Raw genomic sequence first — 14648 nt, 5'->3', positions numbered from 1 at the left:
AAGCAGAAAGTATGAAGAACTCAATATTTATTTTATCTATCCTATTTTGTTGCAACTTGTTCTGTGGATGTTCGGAATCGGACGAATCCGATTCCCGACAATTTCCTCCGAAACTCATTTCCATTATTCCGAAAGCTGGATCGACAGGAGGTACCGCAATTATTTCAGGAGTTCATTTTTCTGAAACAGCAATTGATAATGAGGTATTTATTAACGGAGTACAAGCGGAAATTATCGATGCAACCCAGAATCGTTTAGTGATTGCTCTTCCCAATAATCCGGAAGGTACTTATTCAATCAAAGTTAGTGTGAAAGGGGAAGTTGTAGAAGGACTCAAATTTACTTATGCAACACCTCAAGCTCCACCTGAACTTGCTGTATTACAGGTTATGCCCTCCTCTGCCTATGCAGGAGATTTAGTGACACTGATCGGTCAGTGTTTCAGCACAGTGGTATCAGAAAATCAGGTGACAATCAACGGAGTGACTGCTGAAGTTAAAGAGGCGACTTCCAGCCAACTCAAAATTATCATTCCCGACACCGAGGAAGGCAGTTACCCTATCCGTGTGAGAATTGGTACTAAAGAAGCTGAAAGCCCCCTGTTTACTTACCTTCACACAGTGACATTAACGACCTCTTCTCTAACCCCCGCACGTGGAAAAGCCGGAGAGGAAGTGGTGATTTCAGGAGAAGGATTTGGAACAACGGTCGAAGAGAACATGGTTTCCATAAACGGAAAGCAGGCAACCGTAAAAGTTGTAACCGCAACAACGCTAACCATTATTGCTCCGGAGAATCCTTCCGGTACCTATCCAGTCAAAGTTACTGTCGCAGATAAAACGGTAGAGAATCTAAGTTTCACCTACGAAGATTTATCTTACACAGTTGCAACAGTAGCAGGTAACTCCGCAACTACCTCTACTGACGGTAAGGGAACGGCTGCCTCTTTCAAATTCCCGCAGGGACTAGCTCTCGCACCCAATGGTGACATATGGATTGCCGAAAGAGGAAATAACGTCATCAGAAAAATGGATCAGGAATATAATGTTTCAACTGTTGCCAAAAGTGGCACCGTTACATTTAATGCTCCCTGGCAAGGTGGTTTCGATCTCTCGGGCATATATTATGTAGCCAATAAAGCTTTAAATAATATTATTAAGATTACACAGGAAGGCACTTGCTCTGTGTTCTCCACCGAAACAACCTTTAAAAGTCCGATGAGCGTCACTTTTGATAGTAATGGTAATATGTATATCGCGGACCGCGATAATAAGGCAGTAAAGAAAATAACATCCGGCGGTACTGTAACTAACTACGATATGTCTTCACTCAAAGCCGGTCCCAATTGTATGGCGGTAGATAAGAAGGGAAGAATTTTTGTAGGTACCGGCGGTACTTATCAGCTGCATATGTTCGATACGGACGGTACACTAAAAACTGTATTCGGAACTGGCGTAGTACCCACTGCCGCGACTTATTCTGATGGTGAACAGAACGACCTGTCAAAAGCAACCATGGGGGCAACATTCGGCATTGCATTCGGCCCGGATGAGGTACTTTATATCACCGATTATACAATGCATACCATACGTACGCTAACACCGGATGCAGAAGGCGACTATACGAAAGGAACATTAAAAACAATAGCCGGTATTCCGGGAACGAAAGGTAAAATTGATGGTTCTGCCCTGACAGCTACATTCAATTGCCCTGCAAGCGTACTGGTTTCGGATAAAGTATATATCGCTGATGAGCAAAACCATTTGATTCGTACCATAACAGTAAATAAATAAAAGACTATGAGAAAGATATACATACTACTGCTCGCCTGCCCACTCTTATCATTGTTTGTAGCCTGCAATGATAATGACTACAAAGCGTCAGTGACAGAGCTTAGGCTGGTCCTCGTGAAACCCACCAATGTTTATTCCGGTGAAATAGCTACAATACTGGGACGTAATTTCAGCACGGTGCCGGAAGAAAATGCTGTTTTCATCAACGACCAACAAGCAACCGTTATAGAAGCATTCAAGGACGAACTGAAAATAATATTACCTGAAATGGCTCCGGGAAAATATTCCATCCGCGTCAAATCCCCCTCGGGTGAATTGACAGGCCTCGAGCTCAATTATCTGAAAACACCCGATCAGGAATATATCGTTCAAACAATCGTTGGACAGAAGGGAGTATTCGAAATGACAGACGGAGTCGGTACGGAAGCCACAACCAAGCTTCCCACTGGTATCGCTTTTGCTCCGGATGGCAGTTTATGGTTTACAGAACGAGGATACAACTATATACGACGTATCTCTCCGGACTTCCTGGTCACTTCACTCCTCGATGTGGCAGTAGACGGTAGCAGTGCTATCTGGCAAGGTGGATTCGATTCGAAAGGAAACTATTATTTCATCGACAAAGGAAAAGGAATGTTACGGAAAATAGAAACCGGCAGTATGTCTGTTTCAACCTTAGCATCCGAAATGAAGAGTCCAATGAATGTTACATTCGATGATGAAGATAACATATATGTATCGGCACGCGACAATAAGGCGATTTATAAATTCACACCTTCAGGTACAAAAACAACTTTCGCCACTCTTAACGTATCTCCCAACTATATTGTGTTCGACAAAAACAAGAATATGATTGTTGGTACTTCTAATGGGTATGTGTTGATTCAAATCAGTCCGGATGGCACGCAAAAGACAATTGCAGGAGACGGAGTAAAAGGACAAGAGTATTATGACGGAGAACCCGGTAATCCGCTTAGTGCAAAAGTGGGTGCTACTTTCGGGGTAGCTGCCGGTTCAGATGGATGCCTGTATCTTTCGGATAACACGTACAACTGCATCCGCAAACTAACTCCTGACGCAAATGGAGACTACTCGAAAGGAACGCTAGAAACCATCGCTGGTTCTGGGAAAGCAGGTTTCTCCGACGGAAAAGGACTGAAGGCTACCTTCAACCAACCGTATGAAATCATAATTACGGAGGACTGCAAAACAATGTATGTGGCAGGCGCCGTCAATTACCTGATTCGCCGCATTACTGTCAAATAATAGCGAGCACCCGGGGCGATGCCCCGGGTGACTTTTATCATCATTAATGAATTCTATTAAGTTATGACGAAAAAACTTTTTTTCTTACTACCTATTCTGCTAACCGCATTTTCCATCAGCGCACAAACAAGGACTGATAAACTTTTGAAAAATCTACATGATAATGAATCGAAGTATATCTTTGTTATCGCTCATAGAGGAGACTGGCGCAATGCGCCGGAAAACTCCCTGCAAAGTATCGAAAAAGCAATTGCAATGAAAGTTGATATGATAGAACTTGACATACAACCGACTAAAGATGGCAACTTTATTTGTATGCACGACGAAACTCTCGACCGTACTTCTACGGGAAAGGGACCGATAAAAGATTATACGACCGAGGAACTGAAAAAGTTCGTCCTACGCAGCGGCAACGGAATCAAAACCCGCCAACCAATCCCCACACTGAAAGAAGCATTAAATGTCTGTAAAGGCCGTATTCTTGTCAATATAGACAAAGGAGGTACTTACATAAAAGAAATTATGCCTATCATCCAGGAATGTGGAATGGAGAAACAGGTCATCATCAAAGGATACTATCCTGTAGAGAAAGTGAAAAAAGAGTATGGCTCCAATGAAAGCATGCTTTATATGCCTATCGTTAATTTATGGGATAAAGAAGCAGTTGCCACTATACAAACTTTTATCAAAAACTTTACCCCAATTGCTTACGAACTATGCTTCAAAGATGATGCAAATCCGAATCTAAAAATAATAGATGAAATCGCTAAATCAGGTAGTCGGGTATGGATGAATACTTTATGGGATAGTCTATGTGGCGGACATGATGATGAGAATGCTCTATTGGAAAGTAAAGATAAACATTGGGGTTGGATGTTAAAGCATAAAGCAACAATGATACAAACAGACCGTCCACAAGAACTTATTCATTATTTGGAGGAAAAAGGATTGAGAGATTTGGAATGATCTTCTCTATAAGTCATTCGAAACATCTTATTAAAGAAGTAGTGGGCTTCTTGTTTTCAGGAACAACTTAACACATTTGCAAAAGAAAAAAGGTCAGTTCACCCCCATGAATTGACCTTTATTTCTTCTTATTTCTTTCCGTTATTCGTCTCTAAACTTAATTTTCAGAATCTTGCTGATAGCAGGTTTATACTTCTTTAGCATCCGGTCGAATCCCAAATCGTTCGGATGAGTTCCGTCGATGGTTCCCTCGTGATCTGTTCCCAAGAAACGGTCTTCTTTAATGAAATACAGGTTCTTTACGCCTTTTTTACGCAGTACTTCTACTTGCTCGGCGATAGCCTCATTCTGTTGCTTTACATTCTCACGGGCTTTCTGATTAAAGTTTCCCGTTTCGCGTATCAATGTCTGTATGATAATAATAGGTGTATCCGGATGTTTCTCCCGCAAGGTCATTACAAAGCCTACAGCCCGTTCGGTAATCTCTTTTGGAGAAGGATTGGGAATACAATCCAAGATAAAAGCGTCTGCATCAATATTCGCTAACATCCCGGCAACTTCTTTCTCCATTTTTCCATTACCACTCAATCCCAAATTAATGAAATTATATCCACTGCTACGGGATAAGCGGGCCGGATAGGCCATGCCCGGACGGCTGGCAGAAGCTCCCTGCAAAATACTGGATCCGTAGACTACTATTTTCTCTTTGAACGGATTTTCTCCTTTATGTATGTGAGCATCAGAAGAAACGCCTATCTCCAGACTCTTCAACTCATCGTATAAGGGCAGATATAACAAACATTCTTTCTCTTCGGTTCCCATATTATCGACAATCACTCTTTCTGTAGTCACGCCACCCGGCATCCCTACTCCGGCAAATTGCCATTTCCCATCCCGTTTGATATACAAATCCAAGCCTTTCTGGGCTAGTCTGGTCAAGTTTGGCAATTGGTAATTGTCAGGAACAGTCCATTTAGCTTTTATCACCGGGCTGTTCGTTGTGAAGGAAATAGCCAAACCCGCAGAGTTGGTGAATAGCTTCTTTACTGCAGGAGGCATCGTACAATACTTTGCTGTATCTACCCGATGGAAATATTCACCTTCGGTAGTCGCTTTTCCTACCAATAAAAGCTCCTGGGCCGGCACATAGGTAAAATTGCTCTTCTGCTGTCCGAATGTTGTAAGGGGAAACATTATCAGCCCCAGGCAAATCCAAACATTTCGTGTTAAGTTTCTCATGGTTAGTTTAATATTAACAGTTTATTAATTGTCAGTATATCGTAGCAGTATCAAAAAGCTACTTATAAATCAGCGTTGATAAATACTCTTCTGCAAACATTTCATTGGCAACCTCCAGTAGTTGCTCTGCTGTTAACTCTTCAATACGCTTAAAAACAAGCTCGGATGATTCATATTTATGATAATGAAGGTATGTTTTCGCCATTCCCAGTGCATTATTCTCAAAGTTATCAGATGCCACTCCGATTTGTCCGATCAACTGCTTTTTCGCTGCTGCCAATTGGGAGGAAGTCATTTTTACATCACGCATCCGCTTCAGTTCCTTATAGGTCAGTTTCAAACAGGTGTCCATATCATCTACATCCGTCCCGAAATAAATACAGAAAGCCCCTGTATCCGTGTAAGAGGTCAGATTGGATTCGACGTTATAAACCAGCCCTCTACGCTCACGAAGGGACACATTGAGTTTGCTATTCATCCCGGGACCTCCGAGGACATTGTTCAATAAATAGAGAGCCGTACGTTTGTCGTCATACGCATTATAGCCACGGCTACCAATCATTACATGTGCCTGATGTGTGTCTCTGGGAACCGTCAAATGTTCCGGCACATAAAGAGGCGGAGGTGTACGACGATTCTCTACTCTTACATCAGGAATATCCAGGAGGTATTTCTCTACCAGGCGGATGATTCTTCTGAAATCATATTGTCCCTGAACAAAAAACACCATATTTCCCGGTTGGTAAAACCGGCGGGTAAACGATAGAACATCCTCCGTGCGAAAACTCCGCAGAAGTTCCGGTTTACCAAGAATGTTTCTTCCCAATGGATGATTGCGGAAGATCATATCTTCAAAATCATCGAAGATCAGTTCCGACGGAGTATCCTCATACGACTGGATTTCATCAATAATGACCTCCGTTTCTTTTTCTATCTCATGCTGCGGAAAGGTTGAATGAAATACAATATCCCCCAACAGTTCAAGCGCCCGTTCCAGATGTTCTTTCAGGAAAGCGGCATAGACCACCGTTTCTTCCTTATTAGTGTAAGCATTCAGGTCGCCCCCCACATTCTCCATCCGGTTGAGGATATGCCAGGCTTTACGCTTCTCCGTTCCTTTAAAAATCAGGTGTTCTACAAAATGGGCCATTCCCTGCTCATTCTCTGCCTCATCGCGCGTTCCGGCATCGATCGCAAAACCACAATAAGCTACTTTTGAGAGGGTCGGTTCATGGATAATACGTAAGCCATTTGGCAATGTATATTCGTTACCTTGCATTGTTTTATACTTCCTTATTGAATTAATGCCACAAAAATACAATAAAACTTATTGCTGTTTATAGAAAATTGCAGATATTTGTGGACTATAACAGCAACAACGTATATGGAAAAGATAGGAATATTCTGTTCCGCCTCCGAAAACATTGACAAAATGTACTTCGAAAGTGCCCGCCAAATAGGAGAATGGATGGGGCAGAAAGGCAAAACCTTGATATATGGAGGGGCCAGCCTCGGACTGATGGAATGTGTAGCCCGCGCCGTGAAAGAAAACGGAGGCAAGGTCATCGGAGTTGTTCCCGCCAAACTGGAGGAGAACGGCAAAGTAAGCATTCTGTTAGACGAAGAAATTCATACCCGCAATTTGAGTGACCGCAAAGACATCATAACGGAGAAGTCGGAGGTGTTAGTCGCACTACCCGGAGGCGTCGGTACACTCGATGAGATTTTCCATGTAATAGCTGCTGCCTCTATCGGTTATCACCGGAAAAAGGTCATCTTCTACAATGAATATGGTTTCTATGACGAACTATTGAAAGCACTCCACACCTTGGAGGATAAAGGTTTTGCACGGCAACCATTCTCAACCTACTACGAAGTAGCAAACACATTGAACGAATTAAAAGAAAAAATAAACTGATTATATGATAGACTCCATCAAACAACTTTTGCAACAGGAAGCACAAGCTGTGCTCAACATCCCTGTAACAGACGCTTATGAAAAAGCAGTGAAACTGATTGTAGAACAAATACATCAGAAAAAGGGAAAACTGGTAACTTCCGGTATGGGAAAAGCCGGACAGATTGCCATGAACATTGCTACAACTTTTTGTTCCACCGGTATTCCATCTGTCTTTCTGCACCCCAGCGAAGCACAACACGGGGATTTGGGTATTTTACAAAAGAATGATTTACTCCTGTTGATCTCCAACTCGGGCAAGACACGGGAGATTGTGGAATTAACCCGTCTGGCTCATAATCTGGATCCGGATTTGAAGTTTATTGTTATTACCGGCAACCCGGACAGTCCGTTGGCAAAAGAGTCGGATGTTTGTCTTAGTACCGGTAAGCCGGCTGAAGTCTGTGTGTTAGGCATGACTCCTACTACCTCTACCACTGCCATGACAGTGATCGGAGATATATTGGTGGTACAAACCATGAAAGAAACCGGATTTACGATCGCCGAATATTCAAAACGCCATCATGGTGGTTATCTGGGAGAAAAATCAAGATCACTATGCGAAAAGTAATCGGTATCGGAGAGACAATCCTCGATATCATCTTTCGAGGTGACCAGCCTTCCGCAGCTGTACCGGGAGGCTCTGTATTCAACGGCATCGTCTCATTGGGACGAATGGGAATAAACGTCGGCTTCATCAGTGAAACCGGGAATGACCGTGTAGGCAATATTATCCTACAGTTTATGCGTGAGAATAATATCCCCACGGATCATGTCAACGTATTCCCGGACGGTAAATCACCCGTATCACTCGCTTTTCTCAACGAGCAAAGCGATGCTGAATATATATTTTACAAGGATTATCCCAAACAACGCTTGGACGTCCCATTCCCTAAATTAGAGGAAGATGACATTGTGATGGTGAGTTCGTATTATGCATTGAATCCGGTACTGCGGGAAAAGGTTCTCGAATTACTCGATCAGGCACGGGAAAAGAAAGCCATCATCTATTACGACCCGAATTTCCGCTCTTCTCATAAGAATGAAGCCATGAAACTGGCTCCAACCATTATTGAAAATCTTGAATATGCAGATATTGTACGCGGTTCATTAGAGGATTTCCTCTATATGTACAACATGCAGGATATAGACAAGATATACAAGGATAAAATCAAGTTCTATTGCCCACAATTCATCTGTACTGCAGGCGGGCAAAAGGTAGCATTGCGCACCAATCTGGTCAACAAAGATTATCCGGTAGCACCGTTACAGGCAGTCAGCACCATCGGAGCCGGCGACAATTTTAATGCAGGACTCATTTATGGATTACTCAAATATGATGTTCGATACCGCGATCTAAATAACTTGAATGAAGAAATATGGGATAAAATAATCCAATGCGGAAAAGACTTCGCAGCGGAGGTTTGCGGAAGTTTTAGTAATTCGGTATCCGTGGAGTTTGCAAAGAAATACAGGTAAAACTACAGATTAAGATTTATAAGCCAGCAGCCTATCCTACAAAGACTTTATATTATATAATCCATATTAAGCTAATCAGTAAGCCTTAACTTAATATGGATTTTCTTATCTTTGCAAACACCACAATTAATACGCAATCTTACTTAATACACATGAAAAGATTTATTCTGCCTCTATTAATAATAATCCTTATTCTTACCAGTTTGCCAACAAAAGCAAATAATGAGATCGAATCATTATTAAAAACATTAGATAAATCTCTACAAAACAAATCTGTCTATACTAAACAAAAACAGAGGCAGATAGACAGTTTAAAAATAGCATTAAGGCAATCCGACAATATTCAAGAAAAAATAGGAATTGCCCAGTCCCTTTGTTTTGAATATTCATCTTTTCAGAAAGATTCGGCTTTAGTTTATGCCATCCATATGAATAACCTTGCTCAAAAAAGTAATGACAAAGAACTACTAATTGAGGCGAAATTAGATTATTCAAGAATACTATCTTCTATGGGCTTTTTCAAAGAAGCCTTAGCGATTGTCAACTCAACACAACAAGAGCAATTATCTCCGCGGCTGAAAGCTGAATATTTTCTCGGACAAGTCACAATTTATAATCATCAGAAAACTTTTGCCTCAAATGAGAATGATGCACAAGAGAACGATCTGATTGCACAAATTTATCGCGATTCACTTCTTCAATGCAAGGAAGTCCCCTCAAACGTACGAGCATTCATGTCAGCACCGACTCTTCTCTTCCATAAAAAATACGATAATGCTATTCACATATTAGACAGCGTTTACAAAAGTTATGCACCTTATTCACGAGATGCCGGAATAATTGCATATTCTTTAGCTTCTGCCTATCAAGGCAAAAATGACTCTGAAAATATGATTAAATATTTCGCGATATCCGCTATCTCCGACGTATTAAATGGAGCCAGAGAGAATTTCTCTCTAAAAATTCTCGCCAAATTGATCTTTGAAAGCGGAGACATAGACCGGGCATATAAATATATGAAAAATGCAATGGAGGATGCTATCTTATGTAATGCGAGAATCAATACTATTGAAGCTTCAGACATGTACCTTTTTATAGATAAGGCATTTCAGGAAAAGGAAAAAAATAAATTTATCACCATAACCATATTGCTTGTAGCATTGTGTTTTGTCTGTATCTTATTGTGTGCTTTGTTCATACAACTAAAAAAACAAAAAAGAAAAGTGGAGCAAGCCAATGAAAGTTTATCCTATCATCTTTACGAGATACAACAAATGAACTCAATATTAGCAGATAATAATAAAATCAAAGAAGAATATGTAGGACTATATATGGAACAACATACCAGTTATATTAACAAAATAGCCAATTTAAAAAAGAGGGCGCTTAAAATAGCCAAAAGCGAAGATATTAAAAAAGTGACGTCATTCCTTCACTCTTCACTCAACACAGAAGAAGATCTGGCTGAATTTTATAATAACTTTGATAAAGCAATTCTAAATCTTTTTCCTAATTTCGTTGAGGATTTTAATGCATTGCTCTTACCAGAAAATGTAATTATTCCAGGTCCGGGTAAACTTTTAACGCCTGAATTACGTATCTTCGCACTAATCCGCCTGGGAATTACAGATAGCGTAAAAATAGCCCACTTCCTGCAATATTCATTGTCGACTATCTATAATTACCGTTCAAAAATGCGAATCAAAGCAAATGGAGATCGGAATGAATTTGAAGAAAAAGTGGCTCGAATCGGGCAATAAATTCAAGAATAATAGTCTATCAGCCACCAATAGCATTTACATTTATGTAATATCCATCAATACGTATACACCTAATTATCAAACAAGTACATCCTACAAGCATTTACAATTCGCTTACTACCCATTTTATAAGTAGTCGGAATAAGGTATTTTTGTAGAGTCACAGTAGCAGTGATACCTGGGACTTGATCTCCAATGATTAATCCCCCAATAAATTGAAAAACAAAATTGGACTATTTTATAAATATCAATTAATGAAAGGAAACTATGAATAGCCTATTGCTCAATGTTATTTGTGCTTTCGCCATTGCGAACACAAGTCCTAACGCAGAAAGAGCCCAACAAACTTTGGACGCCCTTTACAAAAACTATGCAGCACCTAATACTTGTTTGCTGCGCGAAAATTATCCTTCTGACCAGAACAACAAAGCAACTTATCTGGCGTCAGAAGAACAAGCAAAAAGACATAATGAATATTCTTATCTTTGGCCGTACTCGGGTACATTCTCTGCAGTAAACGCACTGTTGGAGAGCACTGGAAACAAAAAATACAAGAAACTTCTGGAAAATAAAGTACTACCCGGATTGGAAGAATACTTCGACACACGAAGAGAACCATTCGCTTACTCATCCTATATCAGTAATCAACCTCTCTCTGATCGCTTTTATGATGACAACGTTTGGTTAGGCATTGATTTTACCGATTCTTATCGTATGACTAAAAAACAAGCCTATCTGGAAAAAGCCGAACTGATATGGGAGTTCATTCTTAGCGGTAAAGACGAAGTGCTCGGAGGAGGAATCTACTGGTGTGAGCAGAAAAAAGAGTCCAAAAACACTTGTTCAAATGCACCGGGAGCCGTTTTTGCTCTCAAGCTATTTCAGGCAACTCAAGACAGCACCTATTTGAAACAAGGGAAAGAGTTATACGAATGGACTAAAAAGAATTTAGAAGATCCAACAGATCATTTATACTTTGACAACATTGCACTCAATAAGAAAATCGGGCGTGCCAAATTTGCCTATAATAGCGGCCAAATGATGCAAGCAGCCGCCCTACTCTACCAAATAACAAAACAGAAAAACTATCTGGAAGATGCTCAAAATATAGCCGAAGCATGTCACAAGCACTTTTTCACTCATTTCACCTCGCCGAACGGACAAACATTTCAATTACTGAAAAAAGGAAATATCTGGTTCACAGCAGTCATGCTAAGAGGATTTATAGAGCTTTATCACACAGATCACAATAAGACCTATCTAGCCGACTTCCAAAAAAGCCTTGATTATGCATGGCAATATGCCAGGGATAAACGGGGACTCTTCCAAACAGATTGGAGCGGAACAGATAAAAATGAGAAAAAATGGCTTTTGACACAAGCAGCTTTTGTAGAAATGTACGGCAGATTAGCCGGAATCAACTTATAATAACCACTTTTAATAATCCTCTCAAAAACACTGTAAAGATGAAGAAAAGAAACATCGGAATATGCATTATTACAACCACCCTATTAATGGGAAGTCATGCGAATGCTACTGAACTTATTCTTGCTAAAGATCATACCAATGTAGTCAATCAGGCAGCTGAAGTGGCCGCTTATAAAAGTAACCGTCCACCTGTAAACAAGCGTCTTTTTACATCAAAAGCTGTGGAAGCAGAAATTATCAGAGTAAAAAAGTTGCTTACTAACCAAAAATTGGCGTGGATGTTCGAGAATTGTTTTCCCAATACCCTTGAAACAACGGTTCATTATCGCACAACAGACGGCAAGCCTGATACTTTTGTTTATACAGGCGATATTCATGCCATGTGGCTACGTGACTCGGGAGCACAGGTTTGGCCTTATGTACAACTGGCCAATAAAGACCCGGAATTAAAGAAAATGCTTGAAGGAGTGATCCGCAGACAATTTAAATGTATCAATATTGATCCATACGCTAATGCTTTTAATGACGGAGCTGTCGGAGGGGAATGGATGTCCGACCTGACCGACATGAAACCTGAATTACATGAAAGAAAATGGGAAATAGATTCTCTATGTTATCCACTACGTCTGGCCTACCAATATTGGAAGGAAACCGGTGATGCCAGTATTTTTGATAGTGAATGGATACAAGCCATCACCAATATCCTGACTACTTTTAAGGAGCAACAACGCAAAGAAGGAGTGGGACCTTATAAATTTCAACGCAAAACAGAACGTGCACTCGATACATTAAACAATAATGGCCTAGGTGCTCCGGTAAATCCTGTCGGACTTATTGTTTCAGCTTTCCGCCCATCTGACGATGCTACAACCCTGCAATTTCTCGTGCCGTCTAACTTCTTCGCTGTTTCTTCGCTAAAGAAAGCTGCCGAAATTCTAAATGCTGTAAATCAAAATGCAGAACTGGCAAAACAATGCACAGATCTGGCAAAAGAAGTAGAAGCTGCACTAAAAAAATATGCGACTTATAATCACCCTAAATATGGTACAATTTATGCCTTTGAGGTAGATGGCTTCGGAAATCATTTCTTAATGGATGATGCTAATGTACCAAGTCTGCTGGCAATGCCTTATCTTGGTGATGTAGAAATCAACGATCCTATCTATCAAAATACACGCCGTTTTGTATGGAGCAAGGATAACCCCTATTTCTTCAAAGGAAAGGCAGGAGAAGGTATTGGCGGGCCTCACATCGGTTATGATATGGTATGGCCGATGAGCATCATGATGAAAGCATTTACCAGTCAGGACGATCAGGAGATCAAAGATTGTGTAAAGATGCTGCTCAATACGGATGCAGGGACAGGCTTTATGCATGAATCTTTCCACAAAGATGACCCCAATAACTTCACCCGTGCTTGGTTTGCATGGCAAAATACCTTATTTGGCGAACTTATTCTAAAGTTAATCAATGAAGGAAAAACGGATTTATTAAACAGTATCCAATAAAGCTGATTCAAGCAACTTCTCATTCAGGGCGCTCTTCCACCGGAAGATGCGCCCTTTTTTAACACGTAAATTACTATTAACTTTGGCTAATTATCGCAAAGGAATTATCACATCTTCGGGTAATTCTTATCTTTGCAGTATACGATTCAAGACAAAGAAACTATGTATAAAAACCTGTTAAGCTGGCTTACTGTTTTATTAGTGCTCCCGTCGTGCTCCGGCACATCACCTGCTATATCTGTGGTGTGTGAGGAAAATAATATAGGAAACTGTATTATCAAATGGGAAACAACACCGATATTAAAAGGACAGGTAAAAGTATACACCTCTACTTCTCCGGAAATTATTCCGGAAGATTCTCCCATTGCAATGGCTAGCATCTCCAGTGGTAAAATGACAATCGTAACCAACGATCCGTCCCAACGTTATTACTACTTGATGGTGTTTAACAACAAATACCATATCAAAGTAGCTACCCGCAACATCAATATCCCCGGTATACAGAACTTCCGCGACTTAGGAGGATACGAATCTGCCAACACCGGAAAATCTCTTCGTTGGGGAATGATATACCGTTCCGCACAAATAGACAGTATCCCTCCTTGTTCCCGCCAAGAGCTTAAGAATATGGGAATACGAACAATCATAGACTTACGTCCTGAAAGTGAACGCCACAACTATCCGCAACTACATGATGACAAGTTTAAAATCGTACATATCCCCATCCTCACAGGGAACATGGAAAAAATTCTGCAAGGTATTCGGGAAGAAAAAATAAAAACTGATACCATCTACCGCCTCGTAGAACGAATGAACCGGGAACTGGTTACAAACTACCAAAAGGAATTCAAAGAGCTGTTCACCGTTCTTCTCGACCGTAGCAATTATCCGGTTGTTATTCATTGCACATCCGGAAAAGGACGTACAGGAGTTGTTTCCGCACTCCTACTCGCCGCTCTAGGCGTCAATGAAGATGTGATAATGGAAGATTATCGTTTGAGTAACGACTATTTCAATATCCCCAAAGCCTCTAAATACGCCTATAAATTGCCGATCAACTCTCAAGAAGCAATCACTACCATCTATTCGGCCAAAGAAGATTTCCTGAATGCCGCAAAGGAACAGATTGAAGCTGAATATGGGAGTGTACAAACCTATCTGAAAAAAGGAATCGGACTTTCTACGGAAGATTTAAAACAGTTGCGCAGCATTTTATTAACAGATAATTGATTGTTGATAAATGATAAATACG

General features: G+C 40.7%; 12 protein-coding genes. 10 read left to right on the top strand and 2 right to left on the bottom strand.

The window, feature by feature from the left end; genetic code table 11:
- Positions 1-11 precede the first annotated feature (11 nt).
- From INE92_RS20125 to INE92_RS20115, 3 genes are all read left to right on the top strand, one after another.
- Complete coding sequence (locus INE92_RS20125; RefSeq protein ID WP_004313818.1) at positions 12-1793, top strand: IPT/TIG domain-containing protein; 1782 nt, start codon at positions 12-14, stop codon at positions 1791-1793.
- 6 nt (positions 1794-1799) lie between these two features.
- Positions 1800-3059, top strand: a complete 1260-nt coding sequence (locus INE92_RS20120; protein ID WP_008641678.1) for an IPT/TIG domain-containing protein — start codon at positions 1800-1802, stop codon at positions 3057-3059.
- 63 nt (positions 3060-3122) lie between these two features.
- Entirely contained in the window at positions 3123-4025 is a 903-nt protein-coding gene (locus INE92_RS20115) for a glycerophosphodiester phosphodiesterase family protein (protein ID WP_008641676.1), read from the top strand.
- Positions 4026-4166: 141 nt separating this feature from the next.
- On the opposite strand, the gene INE92_RS20110 is transcribed toward INE92_RS20115, so the two are convergent.
- Positions 4167-5264: an SGNH/GDSL hydrolase family protein gene (locus tag INE92_RS20110; protein ID WP_008641673.1), complete on the bottom strand. Its 1098-nt coding sequence runs from the start codon at positions 5262-5264 to the stop codon at positions 4167-4169.
- A gap of 58 nt (positions 5265-5322) precedes the next feature.
- Positions 5323-6543 (bottom strand): M16 family metallopeptidase, encoded by a 1221-nt coding sequence (locus INE92_RS20105; RefSeq protein WP_008641672.1) that lies wholly within the window; start codon positions 6541-6543, stop codon positions 5323-5325.
- A 105-nt stretch (positions 6544-6648) separates the two neighbouring features.
- On the opposite strand from INE92_RS20105, the gene INE92_RS20100 reads away from it, so the two are divergent.
- The 7 genes from INE92_RS20100 to INE92_RS20070 all read left to right on the top strand — a co-directional run bounded on the left by INE92_RS20100 (position 6649) and on the right by INE92_RS20070 (position 14626).
- Positions 6649-7182 carry an LOG family protein gene (locus INE92_RS20100; RefSeq protein WP_008023845.1) on the top strand — a complete coding sequence of 178 codons (534 nt, stop codon included), beginning with the start codon at positions 6649-6651 and terminating at the stop codon, positions 7180-7182.
- A gap of 4 nt (positions 7183-7186) precedes the next feature.
- Positions 7187-7792, top strand: coding sequence for an SIS domain-containing protein (locus INE92_RS20095; RefSeq protein ID WP_004298060.1), 606 nt, complete (start codon positions 7187-7189; stop codon positions 7790-7792).
- A complete protein-coding gene (locus INE92_RS20090) occupies positions 7780-8700 on the top strand; it encodes a carbohydrate kinase family protein (RefSeq protein WP_015532059.1) in 921 nt (306 codons plus the stop codon). Before INE92_RS20095 ends, INE92_RS20090 begins: the two co-directional genes overlap by 13 nt.
- Before the next feature lie 152 nt (positions 8701-8852).
- A complete protein-coding gene (locus tag INE92_RS20085) occupies positions 8853-10460 on the top strand; it encodes a DUF6377 domain-containing protein (RefSeq protein ID WP_151926738.1) in 1608 nt (535 codons plus the stop codon).
- 267 nt (positions 10461-10727) lie between these two features.
- On the top strand, positions 10728-11888 hold the full coding sequence (locus INE92_RS20080) for a glycoside hydrolase family 76 protein (protein WP_015532057.1): 1161 nt from the start codon (positions 10728-10730) through the stop codon (positions 11886-11888).
- Between the two features lie 38 nt (positions 11889-11926).
- Complete coding sequence (locus INE92_RS20075; RefSeq protein ID WP_055235639.1) at positions 11927-13396, top strand: glycoside hydrolase family 125 protein; 1470 nt, start codon at positions 11927-11929, stop codon at positions 13394-13396.
- 162 nt (positions 13397-13558) lie between these two features.
- The gene (locus tag INE92_RS20070; RefSeq protein WP_015532055.1) at positions 13559-14626 is read left to right on the top strand and encodes a tyrosine-protein phosphatase; all 1068 of its coding nucleotides are present in this window, start codon (positions 13559-13561) and stop codon (positions 14624-14626) included.
- Positions 14627-14648 lie beyond the last annotated feature (22 nt).

It is taken from the genome of Bacteroides xylanisolvens, from assembly GCF_018289135.1.
GTDB classification, from domain to species: domain Bacteria; phylum Bacteroidota; class Bacteroidia; order Bacteroidales; family Bacteroidaceae; genus Bacteroides; species Bacteroides xylanisolvens.
The sequence above is the reverse complement of the archived record's forward strand: the minus strand, read 5'-3'. Positions and strand labels throughout refer to the sequence as shown.